The organism is Acinetobacter suaedae, assembly GCF_008630915.1.
GTDB classification, from domain to species: domain Bacteria; phylum Pseudomonadota; class Gammaproteobacteria; order Pseudomonadales; family Moraxellaceae; genus Acinetobacter; species Acinetobacter suaedae.
Genome location: NZ_CP043909.1, coordinates 1,149,051 through 1,165,980, shown reverse-complemented (window position 1 = coordinate 1,165,980; position 16,930 = coordinate 1,149,051). Strand labels below are relative to the sequence as shown.

Sequence of the window (16,930 nt, the reverse complement as noted above, 5' to 3'; positions counted from 1 at the left end):
AGTGCTGTCCTTATTTCCGCTTAGCAATGGCAGTTGTTTTTCTTAACCTAAGTCTCAGCATAAGATGAGTATAGGAATAAAGATGAAAAAACAACTGCCACCCACTTCCCTGACCAGTAAAATCTTGGGCAAAAGCTTGTTGCTCGCGCAAGGTACCTTGGATCAAGCTAAAAAATACTCAACGATTCCATTTTCTAAACCAGAAATTATTGTTCCAAGAACCAATGAGAAGTTTTATACGTGGACACATTATGGCATCTTCTTTCCACTCCTGCCTGAACCACACCGTTATTTGAATATTATGATTTTGTTGGGAACACCCGGTGCACTGGCTTTTGACCATGATGACATCACTTTAGGTGACCCAAGAAACACGGCAACGTTTTTTTCAAGTACAGCGGCATTAGATAAGCATCTCTTAAAAGCCTATATCATTTCAGATGAAACCAAGATTCTAGAAAATGGCACTCAGATTGAATTGGGTGAAGAAGTTTCGATTACAGGGACTTTACCTCATATTCATCTTCAAGGTGATTATTATGGTCTACATTTTGAATTTGATTTAGATGTCACTGATCAAGTCTCATGGTTTATCAAGACTCCTATTTATGATCATTTTAGCCTGTTGGCTAAATTCAAGGGTCAACTTGAATATCGAGGTGAAACGACTGTAGCAGAAGGTTTATGTACCTATGAATATGCACGTGCAGCTGGCGCACATGGTATTATTAAAAAACTATTGCCTGAGGCGTATAAGCTACCGCTTGATTTCTTTACCTATCAAATTATCAACCTAAATGAGACAACACAATTGTTGTTAACCAAAGCGGATATTTTAGGAAAGCCTGCTGCTTATTCTCTACATGTTAGACACACTGATCGACCAGCAGAAATCTATACCCATGTTGAATTTAGGGTCATCTCTCATCAAGTCGATGACTATGTTTCACCTAGTGGTAAGAAAATGCGTTTACCCCAGTTATTCTCATGGATGGTAAAAGACACAGCAGATCAAAAAATCTTAGAAATCTATGCTGAAATTGATAGTCCATTTCGTTATGGGCATGGCATTGGCTATGCTAGTGCCTACACTTTCACAGGTGAATATTTGAGTCAACCCGTTCAAGGACGTGGCTATATCGAATATATCGATGTAGAAGATCAAAAGCTGTTTAGTGAATAAACTCTTTTAGCTTTAATATAAAACATCATTAAACCTTTGATTGATAAAACTTAAAGGTTTAATGGTGATTCATCGGCTTTCATGAGAAAATGCATCCATAATTTGATCGATTGCATGTTTGATATCTTCAGCAACTTTTACATCATATCCTTCCACCAAAAAACGACTAATTAAACCCTCGATCAAGGTATAGATCGTTTCAATGCATATTTCAGCATGGATCGAGCCATCAAGATATTGTGCAATCAAATCTCTGATCCATCGTTTATGTTGCTGAGAAACTACAATAATGTCGTGATCACCTGAATGCGACTCAGCCACTGCCCGAACAAATAAACATCCTTTAAAATTATCCTCTTGAAACCATAGCAAATGCCATTCAATTAACTTATTCAGTGCTTCTCTACCTTTGGTATCAGCCACATAATTGAGCAAACTCTGTCGGAACTTTTCGTCTCTTGCTTGCAACACAGATTTCACCAAATGATTTTTATTCTTAAAATAAGTGTACATCGTTGTTTTTGAACAACCTGATTCATCTCGAATTAAGTCAACACCGACACCAACAAAACTATTTTCATAAAATAATCGTTCTGCGGTATTCAAAATTTTATTCGCTGATTTTGACATAAAAATTTACTCAATTAAAAATAGTACAGATCTGTACCATTTTTAATTTTAGTTCTATTATTGATGGAAAGCAATCACCCTGTGAGATCAACATGCGATCACTATTTCATGGTAAAGAACATCTCGCTCCTTTACCTCATTCTATTGATATTTTAAGAAGCCTCATTGGTGGAACATTAAGTATTTTGATCTTAATTTTGCTCAGCAAATTAACTGATAACTTATTTATCATGGCACCTTTCGGAGCAAGCTGTGTGATCTTATATGCGGTATCACAATCCCCTCTAGCCCAACCTCGTAACGTAATTTTGGGGCATTTTGTCTCAGCATTTATTGGCTTAATCTTTTTAAAAATCTTTGGTGTTTCAGCGATAAGTATTGCATTATCTGTTGGTTGTGCGATTGCTGCCATGCAAATTTTACGTTGTGTTCATCCACCAGCTGGCGCTAATCCGTTGGTCATCTTACTCACCGCAAATAGCATCCAGTACGAATGGAGTTTTCTATTTTTTCCAGTGTTATTAGGGTCAATCGCTCTTGTCCTTGTAGCTTGGCTTGTCAATAACATTAAAACAGATAAGAAATGGCCCACCTACGGCTTAGCTTTTATCCATAGCAAAAAACCCAATGAATAACACAGCCCATCAATAATTTTTATCGCTTCATTTTCAATAAGTTGATTTTCAAATCAGAAGTAAAAAGCAATATATGCTTGCTTCAAATGTATGATCAACTTAATATTAGGTAGATCGGTATACCTAATAGATATTTTATGAGCACAAAATCTGCAAAACAAAAAATCTTAGAAACAGCCTCTGTATTGTTTTATAACGATGGGATTAACAATACAGGGATCAATAGCATTATTGAAAAAGCTAGCGTCGCCAAGATGTCGCTGTATAACAATTTCAAAACCAAATCCGAACTGGTGACTTACTATATCGAAGCTCGTCATCAGGAATGGTTAGATTTATACGAAAAAAGAAAAGCAACAATCCAATCACCTATCGAAGGCATTCTCGCTGTTTTTGATGCCTATCAAGATCATGCTGAATTTGCTTACGAAAATGGTTTTCGTGGTTGTGGACTACTCAATGCCGCAGCAGAATTTCCTGCTCACAGTCCAGAACGTTTAGCTGTGAAAAGACATAAAGATGAAGTTGAAAGTATCGTGGCACAGCATCTAAGCCAATTTATTGCCGATGATGAAAAAGTCAAACAGCTTTCTCTTTTACTTTCTTTTCTTTTAGAAGGCTCTATCGTCCTCGCCGGTTTGGAAAGTTCAAGCACAAAAGTCTTTGCTGCTAGACAAATGGCTCAAACCTTATTAGAACAAGAGATTTCAAATTGAAAAGCTCAACATTCAACTTAAGTTCACATTATGGATTTATCGCAGTTCTAGTTGCTTCAATTCTATGGGGAACAACAGGCACGGCTGCATCTTATGCACCTAATCTAAGTCCTTTGGCAATTGGGGCGATTGCAATGGGTGGTGGTGGCCTATTACAAGCCTTACTGGCACATAGAAATATTCTCGGTCATTTACCCCAGATCCGTAGCTATTTACCCCTACTGTTAGTTGGCGTAATTTCTGTCGCTATTTATCCATTGGCTTTCTATTCGTCGATGCGTATGGCAGGGATTACTATTGGCACAGTCATTTCAATTGGTTCAGCACCTTTATTTACAGCACTCCTGGAAAAGTTCTTTGACAAAAAATCACTATCAAAGCAATGGTTTATCAGCTTCATTTTTGGTGTTATCGGTGTATTTCTTTTGTCGATTGGTGAATCACATTCTCATGGATCAACACAAAATATCTCCACAGATCAGAAAACGATTGGGATTATTCTTGGACTGATTGCAGCACTTACCTATTCTTTATATTCATGGGCTGCCAAGAAAATGATTGATCGTGGTGTCGACTCTAAAGCCTCCATGGGCTTAATATTTGGGTTTGGCGCTTTAATTTTGTTGCCTACATTATTTTTTACTGGGTCTAATCTATTTGATGAACCGATTAACCTCTATGTTGTCGGTTATATGATGCTTATTCCAATGTTTCTCGGTTATCTGTTATTTGGTTATGCTTTAAAAACAATTTCTGCCAGCACCGCAACCACGCTTACTTTATTTGAGCCACTTGTTGCAGCACTGTTTGCAGTATTGCTGGTCGGTGAGCGATTAGCACTGATTGGTTGGATAGGTATGATTTTGATTTTTTTGTGTTTAGCCGTACTTTCCAAAGCACATCAACCCAACTCCAATTAAGCTTCCAAAAATAGGCTACAATTGTATAAGTGTCGAAAGCAAAGCTTAGAAATGAATGCAGAAAAATATTTCTGCATTCATGATAAGAGTTGAGTATCAATACTCTTTTGCTAACTTCTCTAAAGTTGTCAGCATTTTTCTTACTACACTTCTTTTATGCTGCAACATATTTTTGATATTCGCTGGATTGAAACCTGTTAATTTCGCAATGCCACGACTGGTCATGTATTCACCCGTCTTTTCAAAGTGTTTTTCACTTAACTCAGTTTTTGCATTAGAAAATCGAACAGCTAACTTATAATCATTAAACTCAGACCATGCGCCCGTTCTATATTCGTCTGCATCAAAGTCTTTCTTCTGCTGAACTGGTTTTTCTCGAAGAATATTACTTAAACGATTGATGACAATTTTCTCTTCACTTTGTTCAATCAATTGATAAAGTTCAGTTTCTTCAAATGGTCGCCCTAAAGCGATATCTTTTCTATATTGTTCTATTACTTTTTCTTTTGATGCAACCGTCTCCTCACCTTTTTGAGTGAGGCATAGAATCTTAAATAAAGATTCTAATCGGCCACAGGTAAAAATATAAGAAATTTTCAACTTACAACTCCATTATGAACGACTGTTCATAAAAATATTTTCAAAAAATTTTGATGTATAAATTCACTATAGAATTCATTTAAAGGCAAATCAAAATCAGCAACTAACTGCCTTCTTGTCGTTTGTGTAATTCCACCAGTTTTCGGATTCAGACCAGTCTTTTCAACTTCTTTCCAATAAACTCCTGTGCCTCGTTTTTGCCACGCAGGAAGTTCATTAAAATTAATTTGCTGTGAGAAGAGTAAATCATGCTTTTCTTGCCGATTTAGCCCTTTAACTTGTTCAGTCGCTTCGCTTACTAAAAGACCTGATTTTCTTAGCATCCAATAACAGTGAGCATTTAATGCGTTCCGATGAGCATCCTCTTGTCGCCAACGGAAATAATCATCTACTAATTGCGAATTGGGTAAAATACAAACTCGAGCATCAAAAGTAGCAATTTGACCATGCATAACTGAAAATTTTGCGCTAGCTTCACTTGCTAATATCGAAAGGATTTTACGTTCTTTGCGATTAAAACTTTCATCGTTGTAATGAAATAAAAGTGAAATCTCATCACTTTGAGTATAACCGTAGACAATATTAAAACCACACTGTAATAAATGGCTTGTGGTTTCTACCATTAAATCTCTAAAACGTACATCAAATGGTGCTTCAAATTGCCAAATATCTTTGGTTAAACGGGTAAAACCACGTCCATCCAAACGAACAACAATATAATTTTGAGCTGGAATACAAAAATCATATGCCGTTTCATATTGTCTTAACCTTGTATCTAAATCTTCAAAACGCATCTTTATTCTCATTGCTCAATCAAACGAATATTAAAGTGATATTTCTTATCAATTGAAACTTGATAAATTTCATCAAACCCTTCATCAAATTCTGGTGTTTCTAATTGTTTAAAAGTAGAAATCACACCAACTCGGGGAATTTTTGCTTTGCCTTCACGCTGTTCATTCCGTAAAAGAGCATCATCTAAACAACTTTCAAAATAGTAAGCAATCACTTTAAAATGGGCATTTTTTGCTTGCTGAATATAGTTTTTTCGATCTAGTTTACTCGGATTAGTATTATCAACAACAAACTTTTGTTTGGCATCTAAACATGCTTGAAACAATATTTTCTCACGATGTCTTGTTTTCAACATATCCAAGTTTAAACGGATATGTGTATCTGAAAAGTATTGCTTAAAAAAAGTTGATTTACCTGAAGCCTGACAACCGATAAAGATGATGAGCTCCATCTTAGGTCGGTTCTAAATCTGTCATCGGCCAACGTGGCGTCGTGGTTACAGCTAAACCATCTTGCTGTCCCGCTTTTAAACGCTGATAGCCTGCAAAAGCAATCATTGCACCATTATCGGTACATAGTGCAGGCTCTGCATAATAAACTTGAGCCTTAATCTTTTTCAGAGAAGCTTCCAATTGTTCACGTAATCGCACATTGGCACTCACCCCTCCAGCAATCACCAATCGCTTTAAACCTGTTTGTTTTAAAGCTTTTACTGATTTTTTAGTTAGCGTATCAACCACTGCTTCTTGGAAAGAGGCAGCAATATCGGCATTACGATTTTCTTCACCAAGTTTCTTAAGCTGGACAGAAACCGCGGTTTTTAAACCACTAAATGAAAAATCCAGACCTTGATGTAAAATTGGGCGAGGAAAATCAAAAGCCTGAGCATCACCATTTAAAGCCAACTTGGCAATATTCGGTCCACCTGGGTAAGGCAACTTCATCATTTTTGCGACTTTATCGAAAGCCTCACCTGCGGCATCATCAATCGACTCACCCAGTAACTCATACTGACCGATGCCATAAGCCGCCATCAATTGTGTATGTCCGCCTGAAACCAATAAGGCAACAAAAGGAAATTCTGGTGGTGTTTCTGAAAGTAATGGAGCAAGCATATGACCTTCCATATGATGCACACCGATGGCAGGTTTATTTAAAGCAAAAGCCAAAGTACGCCCAAATAACGCACCTGTCATCAAGGCACCCATTAAGCCAGGACCACGTGTATAAGCAACTGCATCAATTTCATGTTTTTGCAAACCACTTTGTTCAAGCAGTTGATTCATCAGAGGAATCATTTTACGAACATGATCACGTGATGCCAATTCAGGAACGACACCACCATATTCTGCATGAAGTTTAATCTGACTATAGAGAACCTGTCCACGCAAGCCGAGTTCGCTATCATAGAGTGCTAACCCAGTTTCATCACACGAAGTTTCTAAGCCCAAAACTATCATTAAACTGCCTTTACAACGATCAAAAATAATATCGAAGCTATTATAGACTTGTGATCTGAGTTGTAAATGAGTAAAATACTGACCTTCACTTGCGATCTAGTGCATTGTGCGTTAGATCTTATCCATAATCTTAGAGGATTTTACATGCCACAAGTTAAGTTGAAAGAAGGCGAACCAGTAGACGTAGCTATCCGTCGTTTCAAGCGTTCATGCGAAAAAGCGGGTGTTTTAGCTGACGTTCGTAAGCGCGAATTCTATGAGAAACCAACTCAAGAACGTAAGCGTAAAAAAGCTGCTGCAGTTAAGCGTTACCAAAAGAAATTGTCTCGCGAATCTGTACGTACTACTCGCCTTTACTAATTAATTTGTGATTGACTGCTGAAAAGACTATGACGACTTTAAAAAACCAAATTACTGACGTATTAAAAAACTCAATGCGTGCCAAAGATATGGCATCAGTAACGGTAATTCGCGGTCTACAAGCAGCAATTAAGCAAATCGAAGTCGATGAGCGCATTGAGCTTGACGATGCTCAGGTTCTTGCGGTCATTGAAAAGCAAATTAAACAACGTAAAGAATCGATCAAAGCCTTTTCTGGCGCTGGTCGAGATGATTTAGCTAGTAAAGAACAAGCCGAAGTTGAGGTTATTTCTCAATTTCTACCAGCAGCTATGACTGAGGAAGAACTTGATTCTATCATTGAGCAAACGATTTCTGCTCAAGAAGCTACTAGCATGAAAGATATGGGTAAGGTGATGAATTCTCTACGTCCGATCATAGCCGGACGTGCCGATCCTGCACAAGTATCTGCTAAAATTAAAGCGAAATTAAGCTAATCCTGCTTAACCCCTCATTTATACTCCCTATTTTGTAAAGTTGGATTCATTGCAACAATGAACCCAAAGTCTTTCGATTATTTAAATTCACACTGAATATTATATTTTTTCAGCATTTGCATTTCCTTTGACTCAGTGACTTGCTCAATCACATTTTGCTTGGTCATACTGGCATACTCTCTCGGTAATTGTGATCTATTCTTTTCAATTGCTGCATAAGAATCTTGAACATATTGATTCACAATGGCACAGTATTTGGCCTGTTGTGCAGGCGTAAAATGTGAAAGTTGTGGATCTAAACTACGCAGAAAGTTCCGCATATCTTGCGCGTAAGTTGTCGTTATTTTTTCTACTGTACGCACATATTGTTCAACTGAAGCCGCTGAACAAATCCCCATAAAAGTAATTGCACAAATAAAAACAATAATTTTTTTCATCAACTTCTAACTTCTTTAACGCTCAAGCCTGCCATATTATCTTACTTCAATAAATTTTGGCTTATGCTCGGTAAAAAATTCTTCTGTCGGCGCAGGAATATGCCCCTCAGTCACAGTACCTAGGCGCAATCGAATCACATTGGGCAAGTCCGTACGATACGAATAAATTGGACTTGCACAATGCTGACAAAAAACGCGTGCTTTATTTGGTGTATGGAAATATTCTTTGAGTTGATCTCGCCCCATCACAAACTCAAACTTGCTTTGATCTAGTGGGCTATTCCAACCTGCAATCGCACCTTGTGCTTGCTGACAATGTTGGCAATAACACAAAATACTATTTTCGATCTCTGCATAATATTGATATTGCACAGCCCCACATAGGCATTGTCCTTTAACCATTCGCTCCCCCAATTACACTTTTTCTAATAAGAATTAAATTTTTCTACGGCGGTCATCTTGCATTTGTTTTAAGCGTGCATCAATTTTTGCAGACATTGCCATATTACCTTTTGCCAATCGTTGCGCATGAAGCAATGACTTAATCGCATTCTCTTCATAACCAGACCAATACTCAACCTCAGCACGATAACACAAGACATTGACAGCTTGTAATGGTAACTCTTTATCTAGATTTGCAGCACGTTGCAATAGTGCCCAACCTTGAATATCTCTCTGATTTTTATGGATGAAACGCTGTACCAAACTTTGCGCTTGTGCTACCTGCCCCTGTCGAATCAATACTTCAGCAAACTTATAGGACAAAGCTCTATTTTCAGGCATGGTTTTTTGGATTGAACTAATCGCATCATGTGCTTGTGCTAATTTATTTTGACCTAGATAAATATCAGTTTGGATCAAAGGCACCAATACATGTGACTTTAATCTATTTTTGACCAAATCAAGATTTGCCTGAGCTTGGGTATAATCACCTTGTTCAAGATAAAATTTACTCAGCGCCAGTTGAGCTGCGGTATTTTTTTGATTTGCTAATGCTAATAACTGAATTTCGTTGGCTTGGTTAGACGTAACAGTGGTATACCATTTCAGTATTTCAAAATCGAGATCATAAATTTTAGGTTTAACTCGTGGTAATTGATTGGCACGTAAACGAGCTTCACTCATACGTTCGGTGGTTAATGGATGGGTCAACCAGAAGTCTGGTAAAAAACTCACTCGACTGGTCGCGCGATGCATCGTTTCGAAATAATCCGCCATACTCTGAGGGTTATAGCCTGCGGCATACATAAATTGCATACCAATACGATCCGCCTCACGCTCCTGATTACGACTATAACTAAGCTGCTTATCGATCAGTGCGGCTTGCGTTCCCATCATGACAGCAGACCCAACATCACCATCTGCCTGTGATGCAATCGCAGCACCAACAAGAATCCCAGCGAGAGCAAGTAAGCCCTGCCCCTTAAATGCTTCTTGTGAGCGACTATAATGACGTTGAGTAACATGGGCAATTTCGTGCGCCATAACACCCGCAATTTCATCCAAATTTTTTGCTGATGTAATCAAACCTGTGTTCAGGGCAAATAATCCACCTGGCACAGCGAACGCGTTGATTTGAGGATCTTTAATAACAATAAGACCAATTGGTTGCCCAAGTTGAGTTTGACTGAGAATCCCAGAGAAAACCTGTAGAAATTGATCTTCTAACCAAGCATCTTGAATGGTTGGCATTTGACGATGCACTTGTCGATATACTTTTTCACCGATAAATTTTTCTTTTTGTTGATCAAGCAAACCAACGCCGCTGCCAATATCAGGCACTTCTGTTTGTCCCGCTGTTTGAGATGGCAAGAAAATCTGAGTGTGGCTAATTTGAGTGGTGGCAATTAAGCCACATGCGAGTAGCAGCGATCTCAAGTGGTTTCTCTATGATTCTAATGGAGAAAATTAATATAACATCGAAAATGAGAAGAATTTGCAACAAAGTGTTATAGAAGACAGCTTTCCTGTCTTCTTTTATATCCGAACAATCAAATGTAGATTATTTGCTCGATGTATAACGTTGGTCAACACTAAATTTCTCTGGAAATTTTGCGTGAATATTTTCATAAAATGCCATGATCTCTGTCATATCTTTTTCGTAGTCACCCGAAGGATAGACAATTTTTCCAACCCCTGTTTTTTTCTTGGCATAGTCCATATAAGCCAGTGCAATTGGAACACCTGCTGCCACAGCCACATGGTAAAACCCTGTTTTCCATTGTTCTTGTTTAGCACGAGTTCCTTCTGGAGTAACAAGCATCACAAGTTTAGGATGGGTTTTAAACAAATCACTCATGAGCTGCACCATACTTGGTCGCTGTTGATCTTGTTGTTTCACACTGCGATCAATTCCTATCCCTCCCATTGCACGTACAAATGGGCCAAAAGGAAATTTCATATAACTATCTTTAATCGTTAGACGAACATTCACTCCTAACGCTTTAAGCGCTAAACGCGCATATAATGCATCCCAATTACTGGTGTGTGGTGCGGCAATCATGACACATTGATCAATATCCAAATCCCAATGATTGTCGATCTCCCACCCCATTAAGCCTAAACTCTGCTCAGCTAATTTCTCGAACACACGCACCCCAAGGCCAGATTACAAAGGGCGCAAGTGTATCAATATTAAGCAGGCTTAAAAGATAGTTGAGTACAATTAATCAGCAATCAAGTTGTAAGCAATTATTCAAATTTTGGATTGACTAAATAACGGGGTACGCGATCTTCTAAAGCATCAATCAGGTTTTGATAAGCGAGATTCACCATCTTTTGGCGTGTTTCCAAAGTAGCTGAACCGATATGTGGTGCAGTGACTACATTTGCAAGCTCAAATAACGGGGAGTCTTGTAAAGGTTCTTTTGCATAGACATCCAAACCTGCTGCAAAGATTTTATTTTGTTGCAATGCTTGGATGAGAGCATCTTCATCAACCACTGAACCACGTGCAATATTCACGAACACCGCATGTTTTTGCATGAGATCAAATTGTGCTTCACCCACCAGTGCTTTTGACTCATTATTTAGATCCACCGCAACCACGACAAAATCAGATTGTTGTAATAATTGATCTAACTCTCGATATTGCGCATTAACGGCTTGAGCAACTTCGATTTTTTCACGGCGGTTATGATACAAAATATTCATATTGAAACCATAAAAACCGCGACGTGCAATGGCTGCACCGATATGACCTAACCCAATAATACCGAGGGTTTTACCGAAAACATCCACACCAAATTGATCCGTTGGTACTGTTCGTTTCCATTGTCCTTGCTTGGTCCAACTATCTAACTGTGGAATCTTACGCGCTGCACTGAGTAGCAAACTAAAAGCTAAATCCGCTGTTGTTTCAGTCAATACATGTGGCGTATTCGCAAGCCAAATTTTTCTTTGATTTAGATACTCAACATCATAGTTGTCATAGCCAACTGAAACAGTCGAAATGATTTTTAGTTTTTGTGCAGGTGCTAAATTACTTTCATTAAGTAAACGTCCTGCACCAATCATGGCATCTGCGTCAACGACTTCAGTACGGATTTGCTCGTTAATATCCCCTAGTTTAGGGTTGAGAACCACAACCTGATAACTTTGTTGTAAGCGCGCTAAAACGTCTTGATCAATTTGACTAAATACAACAACTTTCTTCATTCTGAGCTTTCCATTTCCTACGACTGCATAAGCTGCCATAACCGTCTTTTTAATAAAGGTTGAGCAATCATTTCCTCTAAACTTGCAAGATGCAATATATTGGTATGTTGAATAAAATCGAGCTGGCCAAGGCAAAGAATTTTTTTATTGTTTGCTGTTGCATCTAAAAAGCCTTGAATATAAGACGAAAGTCCACGACTTTCCTGAAAAGCAGCCAGTGGAAATGGCCATTTCAATTCAGCATACTGACCAAGTCGAGCTTTTTGAATATTTTGCCATAGTTGTCGTTGTGCATCATTTAGCTGACTACTTTCCAATAAAATAGCGCAATTTTCTAGAACGTACATCTGCAACTCAAACGCTTGGACTGGCGCAGTAATGACGATTTGCTCTTTTTCCACAACAGGAGCTTTCACAACGGAGTTTTCAACAAGCTCAACCTGTTGTGAACTCTCTCGGACTGTCGCTGGCTGAGTTTCCACAGATGCCATTGGAGCATCTTGAATAATACGAGCACTGTTCGGTATAGGTTCACTGTATTGAGTCGGTTGATCAATGATCTGATCTCGCCACAGACTTGGCGCAGTATTTTTTTGACATACAACGTCTCTAGGAATCCAAACATCTATTCCCATCGCTGCTAATATGTTTCTCTGCTGCCCAATCATCTTATTTACTCATTTTATTCACAGTGATGAATACTGTTATCCACATATAGTCTAGCATAAACCACTTCCCGCTAATGGCTTCGTTTTGCTCAATCATGTCACCGCTGACTTACTTTTTCAGCTTTGCATGATCACAATAAAAATAAGCTATATCACGATCACGACATTTTCATTCATCGACTTTTTATTAATGTTTCATCATTTTGTCGCTTTTACTTTCTATTAATATTGACTATCGAATGCTCAAATAAAAGGTAATGCGATTTATGCTTATTGTTTTTGCTCTCGCTCTAAGCCTACTTATTTTTATCTGTTTTCTCTATACACGACACCCTCTTTTTGGAAAACTCCCCTCCGGGGAACGACTACAACGTATTCAAAACTCTCCCAACTATAGACAAGGTCAATTTCGCAATCTCACCGACAAACGAGGCATGACAGATTGCTCCCACACCTTCATTGAACTATATAGAACCTTTATTAAAACCATTCCGCATCGTCACCCCAAAGATATTATCCCTTCGGTTAAAACCAACTTACGGACTCTCAATCCTCAACAGGATGTCATCATCTGGTTCGGGCATTCTTCTGTTTTTATGCAGCTCCACGGTAAAACGTTTTTAATTGACCCAGTCATGAGTGGCAAAGTCTCGCCTCTGCCTTGGGGAACTCGTGCTTATCGAGGAACTGATATCTATACCGTCGATGAATTACCTGATATTGATTATTTACTGATTTCACATGATCACTATGATCATTTGGATTATAAAACCATTTTGCAATTAAAGAACAAAGTTAAATATGTGATCACAGGGCTCGGTGTTGGTGAACATTTTGAATATTGGGGTTATCCCAAAGATATACTGATTGAAAAAGATTGGGGAGATCGCATTGAGTTTGACGATGGTATTACTATCATCACCGAGACCACTCATCACGACTCAAGACGTGCTTTCGATGGCGGCAAAAATCTATGGATTTCATTTATTATTCAATCACCAAATAAAAAGATTTTTTACACAGGCGATGGTGGCTATAACAAACACTTTGTCGAAATCGGTGAAAAATATGGGCCTTTCGATTGGGCATTGATGGAAAATGGACAATATGATGCCGCTTGGCATGCGGTACATTGTCACCCGAATGAGGTTGCTCAAGCCACTGAGGAATTGAATGCACGTAATATGATTCCTGTACATCATTCCAAGTTTAGTTTAGCCAAACATCCGTGGTATGAACCAATTACTAGAATTACAGAATATTCAAAATCGAGAAAGTATCGACTTGCGACACCGATGATTGGTGAGTTAGTTGAACTCGATAACGATCATCAGCGCTTTAAACAATGGTGGGAAAATATTCGGTGAGCTCACTAAGGAGTTTGAGCATTGAATATCAAACCATCATTTTTTATTTATGAGCATGTACTACAACTGAGTTACTGGGAAACTTAGCCTTTTGGATAAGTTTTTCTTGACTTGTGTTTTTTTTAAGCTAATACTTAGCTATATGGCTAAGTATGATTCGCAACTCGATCTTTTATTTAATGCTTTAAGTGATCCAACACGCAGAGCTATCTTGACTCGTCTGTCTCATGGTGACGCGACCACGACATCATTAGCAGAAGAACATGCGATGGCATTACCTTCTTTTCTGAAACACTTGAGAAAACTAGAAGAAGCTGGACTTATCACAACCCTAAAAAATGGCAGAGTCAGAACATATGCACTTAGCCCCAATGCCTTAAATCCTGTGCAACACTGGTTACATCAACAACAAACCATGTGGGAAACACGCTTAAATCAATTAGAAGACTACGCACTCAATTTACAAAGGAAAAGAAAAAATGAACCTTGATCCTCAAACAGATCTAAAACTAGAGCGAACTGTCAATGTACCAAGTGAATTACTCTGGGAATGTTGGACTACGCCAGAGCATATTAAACACTTCTTTATTCCCAAACCTCATTCGATTGTGTCTTGTGAAATTGATTTAAGAGTGGGAGGAAAATTTAATACGCTATTTGATGTCGATGGTAATCAGATCCCGAATCACGGTGTATTTTTAGAAATTATTGAGCATGAAAAATTAGTGTTTACTGATGCTTATACTGAAGACTGGAAACCAAGTGAAAATCCATTTATGACTGCGATTATTTTGTTTGAAGACCTTGGTAATGGCTCAACCAAATATACAGCGATTGCACGTCACCGCACACCCACAGCTCGACAACAACATGAAGACATGGGCTTTTTCAGTGGCTGGGGAACTGTGGTCGATCAACTCGAAGCCTATGCAAAAAGTTTATAGTCTATGCTTTATATTATCACCCTAGACAGGCTTCGACCTGTCTTTTTTACTTTTAGGCCATTTAGCCAACCCTTAACACATCCTCCCACTTTGTTAGGTAGCTTGGTGATTTATGGTTTTGGGTCATTCCCCACGCTCGCCCTTGTGGACCAATCAAGCGTCCAAAAGTCATTACATCTCGCCCAAACCGCTCATTAATTTCATCAAACGCAACCGAAAGATTTTGTCGGGTCAGCATTTCTTCTGTGTTATAGAACAAATCAACGGCATGACGATGTTGAGGAATAATATCTAACAAAATAACTTCTGCTTTTTTATAGCGATGCCCTGCCTGATAAATCCGATCTAAGCCCTGTTGTACCGCTTTCATAATCACTAAACGGTCATCACTATAATCGACCAAATACACCACCGTAAAAGGCCGATAATACGCGTCCTTATTGAATCGATTGGTGCGGATACTTATACCCACGGCTTTACACAATAATTTTTGTTTCCTAAGTCGTTCAACTGCACGTAAAGCAAATTCGGTAAGTGCACCACTGAGGCTATTTTTATCTTCAATCGGTTGTCCAAATGAACGACTACTTAAAATTTGCTGACGATCAGAAATGACATCTTCGATTTCTAAACATGCAACGCCCTGAAGCTCTTTAACCGTATTTTCCAATACCACCGAAAAATGCTTACCCATCCTTTTCGGATCAGTTTGGAGCAAATCCATCACAGAGTGGATATTCATTTTTTCCAAACGCTGACGAATTTTTCGTCCCACCCCCCATACCTCTCCTACAGGGGTGTGCATTAATAAATCCTCGATGATGCAAGGATCCTCATCAACGAGATTACAAACTCCGTTAAAACTGGCATGCGTTTTTGCCAAATGATTTGCGAGCTTTGCTTGCGTTTTTGAATAACCAATTCCAATACAACAAGGTAGACCCAACCATTTCTTTACAGTAGACAGAATCTGAAATGCATACTCGCTTAGATCATAATGATGTTGATAAGCTGTAAGTTCTAAAAAGCACTCATCTATTGAATAGACTTCCTGCTCACAAGGATCAACAAAGCTTGCCAAGATATTCATAAATCGCCGAGACATTTCTGCATATAAGGCATAGTTACTTGAAAATACGGCAACATGCTGCTGGCGAATGATCTCTTCAATTTGGAAAAATGGTACAGCCATTCGAATACCCAATTGTTTTGCCTCATACGAGCGGGAAACAACACAACCATCGTTATTCGACAAAACCACCACAGGACGATTCTCTAGCTTTGGATTAAACACACGCTCACAACTAACATAAGCATTATTTACATCGACCAAAGCAAAAATACGTTGTGGTAATGGCATAAGTTTATCTCATTGGCTTCAAGTTATAGGTCACGACGCCCCAAATCACTAACTCCTGTCCTTCAGTGATATAAATATTTTGATAATCAGGATTTTCTGCTTTTAGCCAAACTTTTGGAGGATTGAAATGATGATCGATCATTAAACGTTTTACAGTAAAGTCGTTATCAATCAGAGCAATCACAATATCACCTGACTTGGCAGGAATACTTCGATCCACAACCAAAGGATCATCAATATCAATCCCAGCATCCAACATCGACAGTGAATTGGCTTTCACGATAAATGTTGAGTTTTCATTTCGAATTAAAAACTCATTTAAATCCAAAGCTTGCTCGACGTGATCTTGAGCAGGTGAAGGAAAACCTGCTGCAACACGTTCAGTTGCTAGTGGAATATGATAAATTCGATCATTCTTTGCCTGCACGTTTTGGATTTTCATTGTCGACGTCAAATCATTCCGTGCGCCAGTTTTGACATTATTCAGTAACCATTTTTTGATGAAATCGACCTGAGATTCAGGAACACGAATCACTTTAGTCGGTTCACTGAATTGGGATTTTCGTCCTGCATTGGCTCTGGCTCCACCATGCTCAGATTCAGTCTTTTTGGACATAACTTCCCCCTTACCCAAGTTAAAAACGCTTTCAGTTAATTTAACTTGAAAAAGTTACAAATTCAAGTTGACGAAAAATTAATTTTGCATAACAATGAATTTCATA

Annotated in this window: 22 protein-coding genes; 9 read left to right on the top strand and 13 right to left on the bottom strand. The window is 38.5% G+C overall.

Features of this window, described 5'->3' with window-relative positions:
- The first annotated feature begins 82 nt into the window (after positions 1 to 82).
- Complete coding sequence (locus F2A31_RS05455) at positions 83 to 1,183, top strand: DUF6670 family protein (protein ID WP_150025520.1); 1,101 nt, start codon at positions 83 to 85, stop codon at positions 1,181 to 1,183.
- 69 nt (positions 1,184 to 1,252) lie between these two features.
- On the opposite strand, the gene F2A31_RS05450 is transcribed toward F2A31_RS05455, so the two are convergent.
- Positions 1,253 to 1,813 carry a TetR/AcrR family transcriptional regulator gene (locus tag F2A31_RS05450; protein ID WP_004639856.1) on the bottom strand — a complete coding sequence of 187 codons (561 nt, stop codon included), beginning with the start codon at positions 1,811 to 1,813 and terminating at the stop codon, positions 1,253 to 1,255.
- A gap of 92 nt (positions 1,814 to 1,905) precedes the next feature.
- On the opposite strand from F2A31_RS05450, the gene F2A31_RS05445 reads away from it, so the two are divergent.
- The 3 genes from F2A31_RS05445 (at position 1,906) to F2A31_RS05435 (ending at position 4,084) form a co-directional block, all read left to right on the top strand.
- Positions 1,906 to 2,448, top strand: coding sequence for an HPP family protein (locus tag F2A31_RS05445; RefSeq protein ID WP_150025519.1), 543 nt, complete (start codon positions 1,906 to 1,908; stop codon positions 2,446 to 2,448).
- Between the two features lie 137 nt (positions 2,449 to 2,585).
- Positions 2,586 to 3,164 (top strand): TetR/AcrR family transcriptional regulator, encoded by a 579-nt coding sequence (locus tag F2A31_RS05440; protein WP_150025518.1) that lies wholly within the window; start codon positions 2,586 to 2,588, stop codon positions 3,162 to 3,164.
- Positions 3,161 to 4,084 carry a DMT family transporter gene (locus F2A31_RS05435; RefSeq protein ID WP_150025517.1) on the top strand — a complete coding sequence of 308 codons (924 nt, stop codon included), beginning with the start codon at positions 3,161 to 3,163 and terminating at the stop codon, positions 4,082 to 4,084. Before F2A31_RS05440 ends, F2A31_RS05435 begins: the two co-directional genes overlap by 4 nt.
- Before the next feature lie 96 nt (positions 4,085 to 4,180).
- On the opposite strand, the gene F2A31_RS05430 is transcribed toward F2A31_RS05435, so the two are convergent.
- The 4 genes from F2A31_RS05430 to tsaD are packed head-to-tail and all read right to left on the bottom strand — an operon-like array spanning position 4,181 to position 6,939.
- Complete coding sequence (locus F2A31_RS05430; RefSeq protein ID WP_150025516.1) at positions 4,181 to 4,684, bottom strand: hypothetical protein; 504 nt, start codon at positions 4,682 to 4,684, stop codon at positions 4,181 to 4,183.
- A 26-nt stretch (positions 4,685 to 4,710) separates the two neighbouring features.
- Positions 4,711 to 5,478: a tRNA(His) guanylyltransferase Thg1 family protein gene (locus tag F2A31_RS05425; protein WP_150025515.1), complete on the bottom strand. Its 768-nt coding sequence runs from the start codon at positions 5,476 to 5,478 to the stop codon at positions 4,711 to 4,713.
- A gap of 8 nt (positions 5,479 to 5,486) precedes the next feature.
- Positions 5,487 to 5,930, bottom strand: a complete 444-nt coding sequence (locus F2A31_RS05420; protein WP_150025514.1) for an AAA family ATPase — start codon at positions 5,928 to 5,930, stop codon at positions 5,487 to 5,489.
- 1 nt (position 5,931) lies between these two features.
- A complete protein-coding gene (gene tsaD / locus F2A31_RS05415) occupies positions 5,932 to 6,939 on the bottom strand; it encodes a tRNA (adenosine(37)-N6)-threonylcarbamoyltransferase complex transferase subunit TsaD (protein ID WP_150025513.1) in 1,008 nt (335 codons plus the stop codon).
- Positions 6,940 to 7,083: 144 nt separating this feature from the next.
- Between tsaD and rpsU the strand changes: the two genes are divergently transcribed.
- Positions 7,084 to 7,299, top strand: a complete 216-nt coding sequence (gene rpsU, locus F2A31_RS05410) for a 30S ribosomal protein S21 (protein ID WP_005084707.1) — start codon at positions 7,084 to 7,086, stop codon at positions 7,297 to 7,299.
- 29 nt (positions 7,300 to 7,328) lie between these two features.
- Entirely contained in the window at positions 7,329 to 7,775 is a 447-nt protein-coding gene (locus F2A31_RS05405; RefSeq protein WP_150025512.1) for a GatB/YqeY domain-containing protein, read from the top strand.
- Between the two features lie 77 nt (positions 7,776 to 7,852).
- Here F2A31_RS05405 and F2A31_RS05400 read toward each other — a convergent pair whose 3' ends face one another.
- From F2A31_RS05400 to F2A31_RS05375, 6 genes are all read right to left on the bottom strand, one after another.
- Positions 7,853 to 8,212 (bottom strand): hypothetical protein, encoded by a 360-nt coding sequence (locus tag F2A31_RS05400; protein ID WP_150025511.1) that lies wholly within the window; start codon positions 8,210 to 8,212, stop codon positions 7,853 to 7,855.
- 36 nt (positions 8,213 to 8,248) lie between these two features.
- Positions 8,249 to 8,614 (bottom strand): GFA family protein, encoded by a 366-nt coding sequence (locus F2A31_RS05395; RefSeq protein ID WP_150025510.1) that lies wholly within the window; start codon positions 8,612 to 8,614, stop codon positions 8,249 to 8,251.
- 33 nt (positions 8,615 to 8,647) lie between these two features.
- A complete protein-coding gene (locus F2A31_RS05390) occupies positions 8,648 to 10,090 on the bottom strand; it encodes a M48 family metalloprotease (protein ID WP_005084702.1) in 1,443 nt (480 codons plus the stop codon).
- A 124-nt stretch (positions 10,091 to 10,214) separates the two neighbouring features.
- On the bottom strand, positions 10,215 to 10,802 hold the full coding sequence (locus F2A31_RS05385; RefSeq protein ID WP_008942019.1) for a 1-acyl-sn-glycerol-3-phosphate acyltransferase: 588 nt from the start codon (positions 10,800 to 10,802) through the stop codon (positions 10,215 to 10,217).
- A gap of 101 nt (positions 10,803 to 10,903) precedes the next feature.
- Positions 10,904 to 11,869, bottom strand: coding sequence for a 2-hydroxyacid dehydrogenase (locus F2A31_RS05380; protein ID WP_150025509.1), 966 nt, complete (start codon positions 11,867 to 11,869; stop codon positions 10,904 to 10,906).
- A gap of 17 nt (positions 11,870 to 11,886) precedes the next feature.
- A complete protein-coding gene (locus F2A31_RS05375) occupies positions 11,887 to 12,537 on the bottom strand; it encodes a hypothetical protein (protein WP_150025508.1) in 651 nt (216 codons plus the stop codon).
- Positions 12,538 to 12,803: 266 nt separating this feature from the next.
- Between F2A31_RS05375 and F2A31_RS05370 the strand changes: the two genes are divergently transcribed.
- From F2A31_RS05370 to F2A31_RS05360, 3 genes are all read left to right on the top strand, one after another.
- Positions 12,804 to 13,904: an MBL fold metallo-hydrolase gene (locus F2A31_RS05370; RefSeq protein WP_150025507.1), complete on the top strand. Its 1,101-nt coding sequence runs from the start codon at positions 12,804 to 12,806 to the stop codon at positions 13,902 to 13,904.
- Between the two features lie 142 nt (positions 13,905 to 14,046).
- Entirely contained in the window at positions 14,047 to 14,394 is a 348-nt protein-coding gene (locus tag F2A31_RS05365; protein ID WP_017394480.1) for an ArsR/SmtB family transcription factor, read from the top strand.
- Positions 14,384 to 14,848 (top strand): SRPBCC family protein, encoded by a 465-nt coding sequence (locus F2A31_RS05360; RefSeq protein WP_150025506.1) that lies wholly within the window; start codon positions 14,384 to 14,386, stop codon positions 14,846 to 14,848. Before F2A31_RS05365 ends, F2A31_RS05360 begins: the two co-directional genes overlap by 11 nt.
- 61 nt (positions 14,849 to 14,909) lie before the next feature.
- Here F2A31_RS05360 and F2A31_RS05355 read toward each other — a convergent pair whose 3' ends face one another.
- On the bottom strand, positions 14,910 to 16,208 hold the full coding sequence (locus F2A31_RS05355; protein ID WP_150025505.1) for a Y-family DNA polymerase: 1,299 nt from the start codon (positions 16,206 to 16,208) through the stop codon (positions 14,910 to 14,912).
- Between the two features lie 4 nt (positions 16,209 to 16,212).
- Positions 16,213 to 16,824, bottom strand: a complete 612-nt coding sequence (locus F2A31_RS05350; RefSeq protein ID WP_150025504.1) for a LexA family protein — start codon at positions 16,822 to 16,824, stop codon at positions 16,213 to 16,215.
- Positions 16,825 to 16,930: the final 106 nt, after the last annotated feature.